The following is a 16,565-nucleotide window of genomic DNA, read 5'->3' as shown; positions in this document are numbered from 1 at the left end:
CATCACAGCAGCAGGTTCGTGCCGGTCTCGGCGTCGAACAGATGGCAGCTGGCCAGTTGCAGATGGAACTGGTGCGCCTCGCCGCGCATCTTCTCCGCTAGGCCATTGAGCTGGTCCGCCGGCACCCGCGCGGTCAGCGGGACGGTGCCGATATCGAAATGCACGAACACCTCGCTGCCCATATGCTCCATGAAACGCACGGTGGCCGGCACGGCGAGGCTGTCGCCCTGCGGACGGGCAACAGCCGATACATGCTCGGGCCGCAGGCCGAATTTGATGGCGCCACCGCGGCTTCGTAGCTTCGCGGCCTTGCTTTCGGGCAAGGGCAGGGCCACGCCGCCCAGCATCACGGCAAGACCCGACCCCATAGGCTGCAGCTCGGCGGCATGGATATTCATCTCCGGCGAGCCGATGAAGCCGGCGACGAAGGCATTGGCCGGTCGGTCGTAAAGTGCTGTCGGTGTGTCAACCTGCTGGATCACACCGTCCTTCAGCACGCAGATGCGCTGGCCCATCGTCATCGCCTCGACCTGGTCGTGGGTGACGTAGACGACAGTGGCCGGCTGCCCCGATTCACGCAAGGTGCGGTGCAGCTCGGTCAGGCGCACGCGCATCGAGGCGCGCAGCTTGGCGTCCAGGTTCGACAGCGGCTCGTCGAACAGGAACACCTCGGGCTTCTTGACGATGGCACGGCCCACGGCCACGCGCTGGGCTTGGCCCCCGGACAACTGCTTGGGGTAGCGATCCAGCAGATGCTCCATCTCCAGCAGCTGCGCGGCATGGCGCACGCGCTGGTCCACCTCGGCCTTGGGCGTGCCGGCGAGCTTCAGGCCGAAGGCCAGGTTGTCATAGACCTTCATATGCGGGTACAGCGCATAGTTCTGGAACACCATGGCGATGCCGCGTTGCTTGGGCGCCAGGTCGTTGACCAGCTTGTCACCGATGCGCAGCTCGCCCCCGGTGATGGTCTCCAGGCCGGCAATCATGCGCAAGAGGGTGCTCTTGGCGCAGCCCGAAGGCCCCACAAAGACCATGAACTCGCCGTCGCGGACTTCCAGGTCCACCCCGTGCACGGCCTTGAAGCCGTTGGGATAGACCTTCTCGATTTTCTTCAGGCTTAACTGCGCCACTTGCTTGTCTCCGTCTGATTCTTTTGCGGGCTTTGTCAGCCCTTGACGCCGCTGGAGGTGGCGCCTTCGATGAAGTGGCGCTGGGCGAGGAAGAACACGCCCACCGAGGGGATCAGTGCCACCACCGAGATCGCGATCACGCTGGCCCATTCGACCTCCTCGGTCGCGCCTATGCTCATCTTCAGCGCCAGCGACACCGGGTATTTCTCCACCGTCGACAGATAGATCAGCGGCCCCATGAAGTCGTTCATCGTCCAGATGAACTGGAACACGATCACCGAGATGATGGCGGGCTTCAACAGCGGCACGATGATGTGCCACAGCAGCTGCAGCGCATTGCAGCCGTCGATCTGCGCCGCCTCTTCCATATCGCGTGGAATGCCGCGCAGGAACTGCACCAGCATGAAGACGAAGAAGGTGTCGGTGGCAAAGGCCGAGGGCAAAATCAAGGGCACATAGGTGTCCAGCCAGCCCAGCTCCTTGAACATCAGGTACTGGGGCAGGCGCAGGATGATCAGCGGCAGCATCATCGTGCCGACCATGATGGAGAACAGGAACTTCTTGCCCCAGAACTCGAAGCGGGCAAAGGCATAGGCCACCAGCACGCAGGAGATCACCGTGACGATGATGCGCGGTATGGTGATCAGGAAGGAGTTCAGGAAGTAGGTCGCGAAGGTGTACTCGGTGCTGGTCTTCCAGCCCTTGGCATAGGCGGTGAGGTCGAACTGGCTGGGCCAGAAACCGACCTCGGTGAAGATCTCGGTGTTGCTCTTGAACGAGGCCCCGATCAGCCACAGCAGCGGGTAGAGCATGACGACTGCGACGACGCCGAGCGCCACATAGCGCAGCAGCGGATTCCCGCGGTCGCGTGCAAGGACGAGGCTCATCGCTTCTGCTCCTTCTCGCCCGAATAGAACACCCAGTACTTGGAGCTCCAAAACGAAATGCCACTCATCAGGGCCACCAGGGCGAACAGTACCCAGGACAGGGCCGCGCCATAGCCGAGGTTGAAGAAGCGGAAGCTCTGATCGTAGATATAGAGCGCCAGCACATAGGTCGATTGCAGCGGCCCGCCCTCGGTGATCATGTAGGGGCCGTTGAACTCCTGGAAGGCATGGACCATCTGCATGATGATGTTGAAGAAGATCACCGGCGTGATCAGCGGCACCGTGATGCGGAAGAACTGCTGGCGCTTGGACGCGCCGTCGATCTCGGCTGCCTCGTACAGCGAGATCGGCACGTTCTGCAGCGCGGCCAGAAAGATCACCATGGCCGAGCCGAACTGCCAGGTGAACAGCAGCACGATGGTCCACATCGAGAAATGCTCGTCGGCCAGCCAGGAGATGGGCTCGATGCCGAACTTGGCCAGCACCAGATTGACGAGACCCTTCTGCGAGAAGATGAAGCGCCACAGCACGGCCACGGCGATAGATCCGCCGAGGATGGACGGGAGGTAGAAGGCCGAGCGGAAGAAGTTGATGCCGCGCATCTTGAAGTTCAGCACATGCGCGATGAACAGCGCGAAGCCGACGCGCATCGGCACGGCCAAGAGCGCGAACAGCATCGTCACGCCCAAGGACTTGCGGAACAGCGGATCGGCGCCGAACAGCTCCTTGTAGTTCTCCATGCCGATGAACTCGGGCGGATTGATGACGTCGTACTGCGTGAAGCTGAGCGCGAAGCTCATCACGAAGGGGAACAGCTTGAAGCCCAGCACGCCCAGCACAAAGGGCAGGACGAACAGAAAGCCTAAGCGCTTGTTTTCATACATTCACCGTGTCTCCGGTGGGGGGGCGAATACGCGCCGCCCGGCTGTTCTGCGAGCCGGGTCAGTGCCGATGAAAAGGCTCAGCGGGCTAACCAACCGCCATCGACGGCGACGGTGTAGCCATTGACATAGTCCGACGCCTGCGAGGCCAGGAACACGACCGGGCCGGCCAGATCGTCGGGGATGCCCCAGCGGCCGGCCGGGATGCGCTCAAGTATGGCGGCGTTGCGCCCCTCGTCGGCGCGCAGCGCGGCGGTGTTGTTGGTGGCCATATAGCCCGGCGCGATTGCATTGACATTGATGCGGTGCGAGGCCCATTCATTGGCCATTGCGCGGGTGATGCCCATCACGCCGCTCTTGCTGGCGGTGTAGGAGGGCACGCGCACGCCGCCCTGGAACGACAGCATCGAGGCCACATTGATGATCTTGCCGCCCGAGCCCTGGGCGATGTACTGCCGGGCCACCGCCTGGGAGAAGAAATACACCGTCTTCAGGTTCAGGTCGATGACGTCGTCCCAGTCCTTTTCGCTGAACTTGATCGCATCGTCGCGGCGGATGATGCCGGCGTTGTTGACCAGGATGTCCACGCGACCGGTCAGGGTCTTGGCCTTGTCGATCAGGCTGTCGAGGCAGCTGATGTCCGAAAGATTGGCGCGCAGGTCCAGGAAGCGCCGGCCCATGCCCTCGACCTGGATCTGCGTCTCCTTCGGCTCACTGACATTGACGCCCACCACATCGGCGCCGGCCTGGGCTAGCGCGCGAGCCATGCCCTGGCCCAGGCCCGTATCGCAACCGGTGACGATGGCGACGCGGCCCTTCAATTGGAAGTTATCGAGAATCATTTGCTTGTCTCTTTGTTCGTTGGCTTCAGCGCAGCGCGGTCATGGGCACGTGGTCCATGTCCTTGAAGACCTGGTTCTCGCCGACCATGCCCCAGATAAAGGTGTAGGCCTGGGTGCCCACACCGGCGTGCATGGACCAGCTTGGGTTGATCACGGCCTGCTCGTTGCGCACCACGATGTGGCGGGTCTGCGTCGGCTCTCCCATCATGTGGAAGACGACCGCGTTCTCGCTCATGTCGAAGTAGAAGTAAACCTCCATGCGCCGGTCATGCGTGTGGCAGGGCATGGTGTTCCACAGGCTGCCGGGCTCGAGCTGGGTCATGCCCATCAAGAGTTGGCAGGTTGGCAGCACATCGGGAACGATGAATTTGTGGATGGTGCGGCGGTTGCTGGTCTCGGGTGAGCCCAGCGTCTCGGGCGAAGCCTCGGCCAAGGTGATCTTCTTGTGCGGGTAAGCGGTATGGGCCGGTGCACAGTTGAAGTAGAGCTTGGCGGGGTTGGCTGCGTCCAAGCTGCCGAACTCCAGCAGCCTGGCGCCCTGGCCGACGTAGAGCGCCTCGCGTGCGCCGATGTCGAAGGTCTGCTCATCGACCTTGACACGGGCCGCGCCGCCGATATTGATCAGCCCCAGCTCGCGGCGCTGCAGAAAGAAGTCGGTGCCGGTGTGCCGGCCCAGCTCGGGGGCGAATGTCACGGGCTTCGTCACCGGCATGATGCCGCCGACGATGATGCGGTCGATCTGGCTGTAGGTCAGCGTGGCCTGGTCGGGCTGGAACATGCCGTCCACCAGGAAGTGGCGGCGCAGGCCTTCGGTGTCCAGTTGCTTGGCGTGCTCGCTGTGGATGGGCTGGCGAATTTCCATGGTGTTTTCCTGCTCTTTCTCGTGATTCGGGGCACCGATCGGCGGCGCCGTGGGGGGCGTGTTGTTCGCAAGACTAACGCCTCTTGGGACTTTCCCGGAATTATGGTTTCTATTTAGTGAACCACTGTTTCAAAACAACTTGATGGCGCTATAGTACCAACGAATCGATGTTTCAAACATCTCCTGCGCCCCGGGCCAACCCTAGGCGAGCGAATTCGGCGGAGACAAGCCATGAGCCATTACTTTGACAACGCAAGCAGGCCCTGGACCGAGCTGGGCGAGGGCATACGCCGCAAGATCGTCGGCCACACGCCCGAGCTGATGTCGGTGCTGGTGCAGTTCGACAAGGGCGCCATCGGCACGCCGCACGCTCACGACGGACATGACCAGATCGCCTATGTGCTGGCCGGCTCGTTCGAGGCCGAGGTGGCCGGCGAGAAGCGCGTGCTGCGCGTCGGCGATGCCTTCGTGGCACCCCGTCTGCACACCCATGGCGTAGTCGCGCTCGAAGAGGGCAGCACTCTGCTTGATCAGTTTTCCCCCCGCCGCGAGGACTATCTCTAGTCCCCACCGGCCTTGAACCGATGCGGCTGATCGCACTGCAGCGACCGGTTGCCCCGAAACACGGCGCCCTGCGCGCGCCCAGTCCCATGAGTTCCCTCGGTGTCGGCCGACCGGCCGCGCCGCCGATCCATGGCATGAGTTGTTCTGCGCGCGCCCTTCCGAAGAGAAGCGCTGCGCAGCTGCTGACGAATCAACCGGAGACAAACACAATGCAAACCCGCCACAGGCTCAACCCGCCCCGTCTGTCCAAGCTCGCCGCCTGCCTGCTGGGCTCGAGCACCCTGCTTGCCGGTGCCCAAGCTCAGGCCCAGACGCCGGCCCCAGCGGCCGACACCAAATCGCTGGAGTCGGTCGTGATCACCGGCTTCCGCGCCTCGCTGGAAAGCGCACTGAACAAGAAGCGCCAGGACTCGGGCATTGTTGACGTCATCAAGGCCGAGGACATTGCCAAGTTCCCCGACACCAATCTGGCCGAATCGCTGCAACGCATTCCCGGCGTGGTCATCGACCGCGATGCCGGCGAGGGCCGCAACATCACCGTGCGTGGCCTGGGCCTTGACTTCACCCGGGTGCGCATCAACGGCATCGAAGCGCTGGCCACCACCGGCGGCACCGACAGCTCGGGTGGCGCCAACCGCTCGCGTGGCTTCGACTTCAATGTCTTTGCCGCCGAGCTGTTCAACTCGATCACCGTGCGCAAGAGTTCGTCGGCCGATGTCGATGAAGGTTCGCTGGGCGCCACCGTCGATCTGCAGACCTCGCGGCCGTTCGACTTCAAGAACTTTACCTCCACCGTGTCGGTGAAGGGGCGCTACAACGACCTGTCGGGTTCGACCGACCCGCGCATGGCCTTTCTGGTGGCCAACACGTTTGCCGACCGCAAGATCGGCGTGTTGCTGTCGGGCGCCTATTCCAAGCGCACCCTGCTTGAAGAGGGCTTCTCCACCGTGCGTTGGGACAATGGCGCCTCTTCGGGCGGCTGGTGCGCCCCGACCGGCGTGACGCCGGCCAACCCGACCAACTCCACCGCTACCACCTGCGGCCCGGCCGCCCAGGGTGTACCGCGCCTGGTAGGTACACCGGAAAACATTGCCGCCTACAACCTGGCCAGCAATGCCGGCAACTTCCACCCGCGCTTGCCGCGCTACGGCCGCCTGACCCATGACCAGGACCGCCTGGGCCTGACCGGCGCAGTGCAGTTCAAGCCCCAGGACGGCACCTTGCTGACCCTGGACATGCTCTATGCCAAGCTCAAGGCCACGCGCCAGGAAGACTTCCTGGAGGCGATCTCCTTCAGCCGCACCGCCACGCAGGGCGGCAAGCCGCAGACCAGTGTCGTCAATGCCACCTACGGCGCCAACGGCGCCCTGGAAACGGCCACCTTCAATGGCGTGGACATCCGCGCCGAGTCGCGCTTCGATGAGCTGACCACTACCTTCACCCAGCCCACGCTGACCCTGGAGCAGGACTTCGGCGACTACTGGAAGCTCAACGCCAAGCTCGGCCGGGCCCAGTCCAAGTTCCGCAACCCGGTGCAGACCACGACCACGCTGGACGCGCTGAACGTCAATGGTTACACCATGGACTTCCGTGGCAATGACCGCCTGCCGGCGATCGGCTACCCGTTCGATCCGACCAAGGTCGGTGGTGCGCTGACCCTGGTGCCGGTGCCGCAGGTGACTTCGGGCACCCAGCCCGGCACGGTGGCCAACACCACCACCAGCGAGATCCGCATCCGTCCGCAGGGCTCGAACAACCGCAACGACGTTGCGCAGCTGGATCTGGCCTGGGAGGCCATCCCCGACAAGCTGACCCTGCGCGCCGGTGGCAGCTACAAGCAGTACCTGTTCGACACCTTCGAGTTTCGCCGCATCAACCAGAACGACACCATCTTCGCGCCGCCCGCCGGCATGCCGATCGCCAATCTGACGACGATGCTGACCGGCTTCGGCAAGGGCCAGAGCCTGCCTGCGGGCACGCCGACGTCCTGGGTGATCCCGGACCTGAACGCGATTGCCGCCGCCTACGACATCTATTGCAACTGCCTGAAGAGCGGCCCCGTCGGCGGCCCCGGCGACTTCACCCTGTCGTCGATCACCAACGGCAACGCCCGCGGCAACAACCGCTCGGTCACCGAGACCGACACCGGCGGCTTCCTGATGGCCGATTTCAGCACCGCGCTCGGTGGCATCCCGCTGAAGGGCAATCTGGGCGCACGCTATGTGAAGACCAAGCAGGTGGCCAATGGCTACCAGGCTGCGGCCGGGGGCACCGAGGTCTCGGTCACCAATGCCTATGACGACTGGCTGCCAGCGGTCAATCTGTCGGCCAATCTGAGCAAGGACTTCGTCGTGCGCCTGGCCGCCGCCAAGGTGATGGCCCGTCCGCAGCTGGGCAATCTGAACCCCGGCGGCACGATCAGCACCACCGGCACCCTGTCGGTCACCAGCGGCAATCCGCTGCTCAAGCCCTTCCGTGCCACCACCTTTGACAGCAGCTTCGAGTGGTACTTCAACAAGAACTCCTTCCTGGGCCTGGGTGTGTTCCAGAAGAACATCAGTACCTATATCCAGAGCCTGCGCACGACCATCCCGTTCAAGGACACCGGTCTGCCGCTGACCCTGCTGCCGGCCAACTTCACCGGCGACGAGGTGTTCCAGGTCACGACGCCGATCAACACCAACGGCGGCAAGCTGACCGGTTTTGAGGTCAACTACCAGCAGCCCTTCACCTTCCTGCCGGGCCGGTTCAAGAACTTCGGCGCGCTGGTGAACTACACCTACGTCAAGTCCAAGATCGACTATCAGGTCTCGCCGACCAGCGCCACCGTCATCACCGACGACCTGCTGAACCTGAGCCCGAAGTCATACAACGCCACCCTGTACTACGACGACGGCACCTTCAGCGCACGCATCTCGGGCTCCTACCGCAGCGGTTTCCTGACCCGCGTGCCGGGCCAGAACAACAACGACGTCGAGGGCAAGAACAGCTCGCTGAACGTTGACGCGTCGATCTCCTACAAGGTCAATGACAAGCTGGAGCTGACCCTGGAGGGCGTGAACCTGACCAATCAGGCCAACGACCAGTTCATCAGCCGCGCCCGCAACAGCTCGGTCGTCTATCACGTCACCGGGCGTGAGATCTTGTTCGGCGCACGCTACAAGTTCTAAGGCGATGGAGCTGCGACGTGGGTCTCAGTTGCTGGCGGCGCTTGCGCTGTCGGCCGCTGCCCAGGCCCAGCCGGTGCGCGTGATACTGGTGGGTGACTCCACCCTGGCCACGCGCAGCGGCTACGGTGACGCCCTGTGTCAGCGATTCAACCCGGACGTGGTCTGCATCAACCTGGCGCGGGGCGGGCGCAGCTCGGGCAGCTTTCGTGCCGAGGGGCTGTGGGACAGGGTGCAGGACCTGCTGCGCGAGGGCTCCGGCTATCGCGCCAGCTATGTGCTGATCCAGTTCGGCCACAACGACCAGCCCGGCAAGCCGGGCCGTTCGACCGATCTGGCCACCGAGTTCCCGGCCAATATGGCGCGCTATCTGACCGAGGTGAGGGCACTGGGTGGCGTGCCCGTGCTGCTGACGCCGTTGACGCGGCGCAGCTTCAGGGGCCAGGTCTTGCAGAACGACCTGCGGCCCTGGGCAGAGGCCAGCATCCGGGTGGCCGCGGCTCAGCAAGCGCCGTTGCTGGACCTGAATGCGCTGAGCTATGCGGCGGTGCAGGCCATGGGGGAGGACGAGGCAGACACGCTGGCGATGGCGGCAAAACCCGCCGTCGGGGTGCCGGCCCTGCCGAGCTCGCAGTCCGAGCGCGCCGGCGCGGCGAATCCTATCTTTGATCGCACCCATCTGGGTGACAAGGGGGCGCGGGTGTTTTCCACCCTGGTCGCCCAAGAGCTGATCCGGCTGCTGCCGGATCTCAAGACCTATCTGAAGGCCGAGCCCAAGCAGTAGTCGGCCACCGTCCCTTCTATTGGAGACTGGCATGAAATATCTCGTCGCGGCCTGCCTGGCCGTAGCTCCGCTGTGGCCGATTGCGGCTGCCGCACAGGCGCTGCCCATAGGCACCTTGATCACCGGCACGCTCAACGGCCAGGCCGACGGGCTGCTGGGTCTGGATCAGGGCTTTGCCGCCGTCAACGGCTCCCACATCACCCATCTCGCCAACGAGCTGGAATACCTCAGCAGCGACTATGCGCTGGGCATCGACTTCCTGAGTGACGGCCAGGTCGTGTTCTACAACAACACCGATGCGCTCAGTCTGTCCGGCAGCTACACGCTGACCTTCGACTTCAGCGGCCTGCCGCAGCCCTTGAGCGGCTTCACTCTGGGGTCGGGTCTTGCTGGCGGCAGCGTCACCGCCAGCCTTCTGAATGCACACAGCATCAGCATCACGCTGAACAACGTCGCCGTCGGCGAGGTCTATGGCAGCTTCAGAGGCCAGCTGCAGGTCAGCGCGGTACCCGAGCCGGGCTCGGCGCTGCTCTTGCTGGCCGGCCTGGGCGCTGTGGGTGGCCTGCGCCGCCGCAAGGTGATCGCATGAGCGCCGGTCGTCTGAAGGGCGCCTTGCTGGCGCTGCTGTGCACCGCGCTGCAGGCGCAGGCGGCACCCGACCCGGCGCTGCAGACCGCCCCCGGTGACGGATGGGGCGCCGGCACCGTTGGCGGCAGCGCCGCCACGCCCGAACACATCTACACCGTCATGAACCGGGCGCAGCTGCTCAATGCGCTGGCCAATGGCGGCAACTCGCCCAAGATCATCAAGGTCGCCGGCACCATAGACATGAGCGAGGGCGTCCCCTTCGCCAACGGCGTGGACCAGAAGGCCCGCTCCCGGGTCAAGGTGACGAGCAACACCACCTTGATCGGCGAGGGCCCCGGCGCCGGCTTCGTCAACGCCTGGATAGACATCGCCAGCGTCAGCCAGGTGATCGTGCGCAATCTGCACATCGTCGCCCCCTGCGATGTCGCGCCGGTCTGGGACCCGAGCGACGGCGCCACCGGCAACTGGAACGCCGCCTACGACGCCATCGCCGTGACCACGGCCACGCAGGTCTGGATCGACCACAACACCATCACCGATGATCCGGTCAGCGACGACACCCTGGCCATCGAAAACGGCAAGACCCGCCAATGCCACGACGGCGCGATCGACATCACCAAGGGAGCCGACCGGGTCACCGTCTCCTACAACGTGATCAACCGCCACGACAAGAGCATGCTGATCGGCGGCTCCGACAGCCTGAGCAGCGACGCCGGCAAGCTGCGCACGACGATCAGCAACAACGTCTTCAGCGGCGTCACCCAGCGAGTGCCCCGCGTGCGCTTCGGCCAGGTCCATGTGTTCAACAACTACTTCGCCGGCAGCAAGGGCGCTTTTCCCTATCCGCACAGCTACAGCATCGGCATCGGCAAACTGGGCATGGTGCTCTCGCAGGCCAATGTGTTCGCCATCGAAGGAGCCAGCGGCTGCGACGGCGTGGTGAGCTACCCCAGCAGCGACCGCAGCGGGGGCTTTCGCGATATCGGCTCGCTGCTCAACGGCGCCGCGCTGGGCATCTGCAGCGTGCAGCCCGGCACGGCCTGGGTCCCGCCCTACACCGCCAAGCCGCGGCCGGTCGCCCTGGTCAAGGCCAATGCACTGGCCCAGGCCGGTGCGGGCAAGCTGCTGAGCCAGATCAGCGGCCTGGGCAATGTCGATTCGGTGGCCGGCACCAGGATGCCCGCCGCCCAGGAGACGGCCGTGCACACCGACACGCACCTGTCGCTGTCCTTCGACGCTCCGCCCATCCTCGGCACGACCGGCAAGATCGCGATCCGCCGGGTCAGCGATGATGTCATCGTCGACAGTATCGACGTAAGCAGCGCGCCGGCCGCCAGCGACACGCAGCTGGTGCTGTCCAAGACCAATCTTGAGATCGACGCGCTGGGGCTCGGTGCAATGCCCGAGAACGCCAGCTTTGCCCGCTATGTCTGGTACCGGCCGGTGACCATCAAAGGCAGCAGCGCCACGATCAAGCTGCGCAGCAACAAGCTGGACTTCGGCACCGCCTACTACGTGACCATGGACGCCGCGGTGCTCGCCGGCACGATCAAGGGCCAGGCCTTCGCCGGCATTGTCAAGGCCGATGGCTGGAGCTTCACGACTCGCGCGGCACCCAGCAGCTACACCAGCCTGACGGTGGACGACAGCGGCACGGCGGCCGATTTCCGCACGCTGCAGGGCGCGCTGAACTGGGTCATGAAGCACTGCTCGACGACCAGCCCGGCCAGCTACGGTTGCAACACGGTGGCCACACCCAAGTTCATCAGTCTTGCCAATGGCAGCTACCCGGAGCTGGCCGTGCTGCGCAAGGTCAGCAACCTGACGATCACCGGCGAGAGCCGCGAAGGTGTGGTCGTCGGCGACGCCAATTTCGAGTCGCTGAATGCCGGCAGCGGTGCCAGCTCGGCAACACCTGGCACTGCACTGTCCACTTCGGGCAAGACGCTGGGGCACCGGGTACTGGGAGGCGGCCGCTCGGTGCTGTTGGTCGAGACCGCGGACCTGCTGACCCTGACCAACTTCACGCTGCAGAACAGCCATGTCCGCTCGACGGCCTTCGACAACCAGGCCGAGGCGATCTACTTCAACACCAGCACCACGGCCGCCGCGGCCCGGTTGGTCGCCCGGCAGATGAGCTTCCACAGCCAGCAGGACACCCTGCAGCTCAAGGGCTACAACTGGTTCTACCAATCGCTGGTGACCGGCAATGTGGACTTCATCTGGGGCAGCGTGATGGCCTCGCTGTTCGAGGACTGCGAGATCCGCTCGGTGGTCGATACGGCCAGCAGCTCGCCCGGTTTCATCCTGCAATCGCGGGCCACGGCCGGCGACAAGGGGTTTGTGTTCCTGAACAGCGCGCTGACGGCCGAGCCCGGTCTGACTCAAGCCTATCTGGCGCGCAGCGGCGGCACGGCCGCAACCGTCTACACGGACAACATCGCCTTCATCAATACGCGGATGGGCGAGCACATCCTGCCGGTCGGTTGGTGCGTGGGTACCGGCACCAGCAAGACGGGCGTGGGCACGGGCGCCTGCGGCAGCAACCCGCCGTCCTATGCGGGAACTGCCAATGGCGGCGCGGTCGATGCGGCGGGCTGGCGCGAGCACGGCAGCATGGATCTGCGAGGCTCGCCGCTGGATGTGTCCGCACGGCTGGGTGTTGCATCGGTCAAGGTGGCGAATGTACCGACACCGGTGGTACTGGCCAAGCAGCTGGACTCGGCCGCGGGCTACACGACCCGTGCCGAGATCTTCTTCAACTCGACCGCAGGTGGCGGGCAGGGGAGCTGGGTGCCGGCACCCTGATCGAGCGTGCCTATCGGGGTTTGAACAGCGAGTGCCAGCCGGCGCTGGGGCTCATATCGTGCAGATTCCAGTCGGCGGCAACAAAGGGCCGCCGCGTGGGAGGATAGGTCGGATAGCCGATCGCATTCTCACGCTCCGAATCGATGATCTTGCCGCAGCTCTCGGCCACGTCGGACAGCAGCTTGAAGTCGACGGGGTCGCGAGCCCAGGGCCGGGCACCGACGGCCAGCGGCAGCTCGTCCTCCAGCCGTTCCGCCGGAATGATGCGCAGGCCTGGAGGCAGATAGGCCTCGGCCGCCTTGACGATGCGTGCGCGGCCGGCGGTATAGACCCCGGTCTGTGCGACGGCCTTGCCGCTGTCATCGATGGCGATGTTGTCCTGAAGGAACAGCTCCACGTCGCCATGGCCTCCCAGCGCGAACAGCGTCGTGTTCGGCCTGGTGTCCGGTCCCTGGCGATAGACATTGCCGACCAGCGTCACCTTGCCGGTCTGGTAGGCATGGCCCTGCCACTCGTGGGCAACGAGGTTGTAGTGCACGGCCTTGGCCCCGGGGTTGTAGATCAGGTTGTTGACCATGGCCGCCTGCACGCCGCCCTTGAACAGCGCGTTGCGCTCCAGATTCGAGGCGTAGAGGTTGGCGTAGAGCAGGATGCCGGTGGCGTTGTCATGCACCAGCGTGCCCTTTGAGTGCTCGCCCTTCTCGTGCACCGAGTGGGCCAGGCCCTCGTAGATCAAGTTGTGGCTGTAGGTGATCTGGTGCGAGGTGTTGCGCCGCCAGTCCTCGGGCGTGGCGCCATCGAAGCGCGGGCCGCCCACCGACAAGTTCTCATCGGTGGCCCAGGAGAAGCTGCAGTGATCGACGATCACCCGGTGCGCACCCCCTATGGTGGAGATGCCGTCCTGGTCGGCGCCGCTCCTCTTGGCGCGGCCAAACTCGCCGGGGCGGAACATCAGGTGCTGGATGATCACATCGTGGGCGGCGATATTTGTCTCGGCCTTGATCACCGTGATGCCGGGGTCGGGCGCGGTCTGGCCGGCAATGGTCAGGAAGGGGTGCCTGATCGTCATGTTTCGGCCGCCCATGTCGATCACGCCGCCGACCTCGAACACGACGATGCGCGGGCCCTCGGCTTCGATTGCCTCGCGGTAGGAGCCCGGGCCAATGGCGTTCAGGTTCGTCACCTTGATGATGCGGCCGCCGCGCCCGCCGCGGGTCTCGGCGGCCCAGCCGGAGTGATCGTAGGTGGCGCGGTTCAACTGGGCATCGGCCGGGCCGAACAGCAGCAGGGTGGCGCACAGCGCCAGGCGCCTGCTCATTGCGGGCTTGCGATCAGGTCGCGCATCAGCTCGGGGGCGATCAGCGCGCCGCGGTGTTGTATGACGCGAGCCGCCAGCCGGTTGCCGAAGGTGGCGGCCTCGAGCGCGCTGGCGCCTTGCAGCCGGCGACTCAGATAGCCGGCCGCAAAGGAATCGCCGGCCGCGGTGGTGTCCACGACGCGCCGCACGGTCTCGGTGGGTGCCAGGCGCCAGCCATCACCTTGGCCTCGCACCAGGGTGGCCAGGGCGCCGCGCTTGATCAGCAGCTCGGCCGGGGCCAGGTCTTGCGCCGCGGCCACGCCCTCGTCCAGTGTGCGAAGGCTCAGCAGGGCCTGATGGTCATCGGCGGTCACCAGCGCGATATTGGCCAGCTGATAGGCGCGGGCATAGCAGCGCCGGGCTTCGGCGATATCGGGCCACAGGCGAGGGCGGTAGTTGTTGTCGAACACGACGGCGGCACCGCGTTCGCGCAGCTGCTGCATCAGCGCGAACAGGCGCTCGCGGCCGGCGTGCGGCAGTATGGCCAGGCTGATGCCGCTGAGGTACAGCGCGTCCCATTGCCCGGCCGTGGCTTCCAGCGGCGTGCTCTCGACCTCGAAGTAGGCCTTGGCGGCGCTGGTGTCGCGCCAGTAGCTGAAGCTGCGCTCGCCTTCGGGGTCGACCTCGATCAGGTACAGGCCCGGCATGCGGCCCGGGATGCGCCGCACCAGGCTCAGGTCAAGCCCCTCGGCGGCCCAGCGCTGCATCAGGCCGGTGCTAAGCGAATCTTCACCGAGGCCGGTGGCATAGGCCACCTGCAGGCCCGCGGCTGCGCCGCAGCGGTCCAGATAGACTGCGGTGTTGAGCGTGTCGCCGCCGTAGCTCTGCTGCATGGCCCCGAAGGACTGGCCCTGCAATTCCAGCATGCACTCGCCGATCAGCGCGACCTTTTTCCCTGCCTGCCCAGTCATGAAGTCCCTATCTTGAAACGCTGTTTCGATATTCTATCGATGGCTTGTTTCAAGGGGCAGCAGGGCTCACCCTGAGTGGCGGCACTCAGGTGGCGGAGGTGTCGCTCAATTCATGGTCGGCCAGCAGCTCCAGCGCGCGCACCAGGGCCGAGTGGTCCAGGTCGCCCATGCCGTGCGCCGCGCAGGCCTGCATCAGCTGGGCGGCATTGGCCGTTTGCGGCAGGGCCACGCCCAGCTCGCGGGCGCCGCTGAGCGCCAGATTCAAATCCTTCTGGTGCAGCTTGATGCGAAAACCGGGCTTGAAGGTGCGCTTGATCATGCGCTCGCCATGCACCTCGAGGATACGGCTGGCCGCGAAGCCGCCCATCAGCGCCTGGCGCACTCGGGCCGGGTCGGCGCCGGCCTTGCTGGCAAACACCAGCGCCTCGCTGACGGCCGCGATGTTCAGCGCGACGATGATCTGATTCGCCACCTTGGTGGTCTGGCCGTCGCCGTTGCCACCGACCAGGGTGATGTTCTTGCCCATCAGTTCGAACAGCGGCTTGACGCGTTCGAACGCGACTTCGGGGCCGCCGACCATGATGGTCAGCGAGGCGGCCCTGGCGCCGACCTCACCGCCGGACACTGGCGCATCCAGATAGTCGCAGCCCAGCGCATTGATCTTCTGCGCGAACTGCTTGGTGGCCATCGGCGAGATCGAGCTCATGTCGATCACCGTTTTACCGGCGCTCAGTCCGGCGGCGACGCCCGCGGCACCGAACAAGACGCTCTCCACATCGGGCGTGTCCGGCAGCATCAGGATGATGACCTCGGCCTGCTGGGCCACGGCCTGGCTGCTGTCCAACCTTGTCACGCCCAACTCCACGAGATCCGGCGGCGTGGCGCTGCGTGTGTAGACGAACAGCTCATGCCCGGCCTTGCGCAGATTCGCCGCCATTGGCGTGCCCATGATGCCCAGGCCTATGAAGCCGATTTTCTTGATGCTCATGTCGAAATCCCTCAGACTTTGAATTTGTCGCACAGCGCCTGCGTGGCGGCGCGGAACAGGCCCAGGTCGCTGCCCACGGCCACAAAGGTTGCGCCCATGGCCAGGTAGCGGCGCGCATCGGCTTCGACGCCGGCCAGTATGCCGACCGGCTTGCCGGCGGCCCGCACGGTGCCGAAGACGCTGGCAATCGCCGCCTGCACGTCCGGGTGGTTGGCATTGCCCAGATGGCCCATGCCGGCGGCCAGATCGGACGGACCGATGAAGATACAGTCCACGCCGTCGACGGCCGCAATCTCGGCCGCGGCAGCCAGGCCGGCGCGGCTCTCGATCTGCACCGCCACGCAGATCTGTTCGTTGACGCCCTCGAAATAGCCCGGCACGCTGCCATAGCGGTTGCTGCGCTGCGACACCGACACGCCACGTATGCCCTGCGGCGGGTAGCGGGTGGCGGCCACCGCGCGGCGGGCGTCATCGGCGCTCTCGACAAAGGGCACGAGGAAGTTGTAGAAGCCGGCGTCCAGCAGCCGCTTGATCTCGACCGAGTTGTTGCTGGCCGGGCGCACCACCGGCGCGCTGGGGCTGTCCTTCAGCGCCATCAGCTGCGGGATGAAGCTGATCACGTCATTGGGCGAATGTTCGCCATCCAGCAGCACCCAGTCGAAGCCGGCCACGCCCAGCACCTCGGTGGTGATGGCATTGCCCAGCGAGCACCAGCAGCCGATCAGCCGCTCGCCGGCAGCCAGGCGCTGGCGCAGGGTGTTGGGGAAGGGGCTGTAGGCGGTGGTGGTGCTCATGG

At 65.2% G+C, this 16,565-nt stretch carries 14 protein-coding genes; 5 read left to right on the top strand and 9 right to left on the bottom strand.

Annotated elements, in window-relative coordinates:
- Positions 1-2 precede the first annotated feature (2 nt).
- From DES47_RS05660 to kduI, 5 genes are all read right to left on the bottom strand, one after another.
- The gene (locus DES47_RS05660) at positions 3-1,130 is read right to left on the bottom strand and encodes an ABC transporter ATP-binding protein (protein ID WP_133699637.1); all 1,128 of its coding nucleotides are present in this window, start codon (positions 1,128-1,130) and stop codon (positions 3-5) included.
- A gap of 35 nt (positions 1,131-1,165) precedes the next feature.
- Positions 1,166-2,017: a carbohydrate ABC transporter permease gene (locus DES47_RS05655; RefSeq protein WP_133699636.1), complete on the bottom strand. Its 852-nt coding sequence runs from the start codon at positions 2,015-2,017 to the stop codon at positions 1,166-1,168.
- The gene (locus DES47_RS05650) at positions 2,014-2,901 is read right to left on the bottom strand and encodes a carbohydrate ABC transporter permease (RefSeq protein WP_133699635.1); all 888 of its coding nucleotides are present in this window, start codon (positions 2,899-2,901) and stop codon (positions 2,014-2,016) included. The genes DES47_RS05655 and DES47_RS05650 overlap by 4 nt, the downstream gene beginning before the upstream one ends.
- Before the next feature lie 77 nt (positions 2,902-2,978).
- Positions 2,979-3,740: a 2-dehydro-3-deoxy-D-gluconate 5-dehydrogenase KduD gene (gene kduD / locus DES47_RS05645; protein WP_133699634.1), complete on the bottom strand. Its 762-nt coding sequence runs from the start codon at positions 3,738-3,740 to the stop codon at positions 2,979-2,981.
- A 25-nt stretch (positions 3,741-3,765) separates the two neighbouring features.
- Positions 3,766-4,602, bottom strand: a complete 837-nt coding sequence (gene kduI / locus DES47_RS05640; protein ID WP_133699633.1) for a 5-dehydro-4-deoxy-D-glucuronate isomerase — start codon at positions 4,600-4,602, stop codon at positions 3,766-3,768.
- Between the two features lie 231 nt (positions 4,603-4,833).
- Here kduI and DES47_RS05635 point away from each other — a divergent pair, with 231 nt between their 5' ends.
- The 5 genes from DES47_RS05635 to DES47_RS05615 all read left to right on the top strand — a co-directional run bounded on the left by DES47_RS05635 (position 4,834) and on the right by DES47_RS05615 (position 12,513).
- Positions 4,834-5,166, top strand: a complete 333-nt coding sequence (locus DES47_RS05635) for a cupin domain-containing protein (RefSeq protein ID WP_133699632.1) — start codon at positions 4,834-4,836, stop codon at positions 5,164-5,166.
- Positions 5,167-5,375: 209 nt separating this feature from the next.
- Positions 5,376-8,336, top strand: a complete 2,961-nt coding sequence (locus tag DES47_RS05630) for a TonB-dependent receptor (RefSeq protein ID WP_133699631.1) — start codon at positions 5,376-5,378, stop codon at positions 8,334-8,336.
- A 4-nt stretch (positions 8,337-8,340) separates the two neighbouring features.
- Positions 8,341-9,117, top strand: a complete 777-nt coding sequence (locus tag DES47_RS05625) for a rhamnogalacturonan acetylesterase (protein WP_133699630.1) — start codon at positions 8,341-8,343, stop codon at positions 9,115-9,117.
- A 31-nt stretch (positions 9,118-9,148) separates the two neighbouring features.
- A complete protein-coding gene (locus tag DES47_RS05620; protein WP_133699629.1) occupies positions 9,149-9,706 on the top strand; it encodes a PEP-CTERM sorting domain-containing protein in 558 nt (185 codons plus the stop codon).
- Positions 9,703-12,513 (top strand): pectinesterase family protein, encoded by a 2,811-nt coding sequence (locus DES47_RS05615; RefSeq protein ID WP_133699628.1) that lies wholly within the window; start codon positions 9,703-9,705, stop codon positions 12,511-12,513. Before DES47_RS05620 ends, DES47_RS05615 begins: the two co-directional genes overlap by 4 nt.
- A gap of 10 nt (positions 12,514-12,523) precedes the next feature.
- Here DES47_RS05615 and DES47_RS05610 read toward each other — a convergent pair whose 3' ends face one another.
- The 4 genes from DES47_RS05610 to garL all read right to left on the bottom strand — a co-directional run bounded on the left by DES47_RS05610 (position 12,524) and on the right by garL (position 16,563).
- Positions 12,524-13,831: a pectate lyase family protein gene (locus DES47_RS05610; RefSeq protein WP_133699627.1), complete on the bottom strand. Its 1,308-nt coding sequence runs from the start codon at positions 13,829-13,831 to the stop codon at positions 12,524-12,526.
- Complete coding sequence (locus DES47_RS05605) at positions 13,828-14,781, bottom strand: sugar kinase (protein WP_133699626.1); 954 nt, start codon at positions 14,779-14,781, stop codon at positions 13,828-13,830. Before DES47_RS05605 ends, DES47_RS05610 begins: the two co-directional genes overlap by 4 nt.
- Before the next feature lie 85 nt (positions 14,782-14,866).
- On the bottom strand, positions 14,867-15,763 hold the full coding sequence (glxR, locus tag DES47_RS05600; protein ID WP_243748187.1) for a 2-hydroxy-3-oxopropionate reductase: 897 nt from the start codon (positions 15,761-15,763) through the stop codon (positions 14,867-14,869).
- 17 nt (positions 15,764-15,780) lie between these two features.
- The gene (gene garL / locus DES47_RS05595) at positions 15,781-16,563 is read right to left on the bottom strand and encodes a 2-dehydro-3-deoxyglucarate aldolase (protein WP_133699624.1); all 783 of its coding nucleotides are present in this window, start codon (positions 16,561-16,563) and stop codon (positions 15,781-15,783) included.
- Positions 16,564-16,565: the final 2 nt, after the last annotated feature.

The sequence above is a fragment of the Roseateles toxinivorans genome, from assembly GCF_004362525.1.
Classification (GTDB): Bacteria; Pseudomonadota; Gammaproteobacteria; order Burkholderiales; family Burkholderiaceae_C; genus Paucibacter; species Paucibacter toxinivorans.
The sequence above is the reverse complement of the archived record's forward strand: the minus strand, read 5'-3'. Positions and strand labels throughout refer to the sequence as shown.

Bases quoted from the DNA above. Each gene is read 5' to 3' on its own strand.
- DES47_RS05630 (WP_133699631.1), top strand. From the start codon at position 5,376: ATGCAAACCCGCCACAGGCTCAACCCGCCCCGTCTGTCCAAGCTCGCC.
- DES47_RS05605 (WP_133699626.1), bottom strand. From the start codon at position 14,781: ATGACTGGGCAGGCAGGGAAAAAGGTCGCGCTGATCGGCGAGTGCATG.
- DES47_RS05655 (WP_133699636.1), bottom strand. From the start codon at position 2,017: ATGAGCCTCGTCCTTGCACGCGACCGCGGGAATCCGCTGCTGCGCTAT.
- garL (WP_133699624.1), bottom strand. From the start codon at position 16,563: ATGAGCACCACCACCGCCTACAGCCCCTTCCCCAACACCCTGCGCCAG.
- DES47_RS05635 (WP_133699632.1), top strand. From the start codon at position 4,834: ATGAGCCATTACTTTGACAACGCAAGCAGGCCCTGGACCGAGCTGGGC.
- kduI (WP_133699633.1), bottom strand. From the start codon at position 4,602: ATGGAAATTCGCCAGCCCATCCACAGCGAGCACGCCAAGCAACTGGAC.
- DES47_RS05625 (WP_133699630.1), top strand. From the start codon at position 8,341: ATGGAGCTGCGACGTGGGTCTCAGTTGCTGGCGGCGCTTGCGCTGTCG.
- DES47_RS05650 (WP_133699635.1), bottom strand. From the start codon at position 2,901: ATGTATGAAAACAAGCGCTTAGGCTTTCTGTTCGTCCTGCCCTTTGTG.
- DES47_RS05615 (WP_133699628.1), top strand. From the start codon at position 9,703: ATGAGCGCCGGTCGTCTGAAGGGCGCCTTGCTGGCGCTGCTGTGCACC.
- DES47_RS05620 (WP_133699629.1), top strand. From the start codon at position 9,149: ATGAAATATCTCGTCGCGGCCTGCCTGGCCGTAGCTCCGCTGTGGCCG.
- kduD (WP_133699634.1), bottom strand. From the start codon at position 3,740: ATGATTCTCGATAACTTCCAATTGAAGGGCCGCGTCGCCATCGTCACC.
- DES47_RS05610 (WP_133699627.1), bottom strand. From the start codon at position 13,831: ATGAGCAGGCGCCTGGCGCTGTGCGCCACCCTGCTGCTGTTCGGCCCG.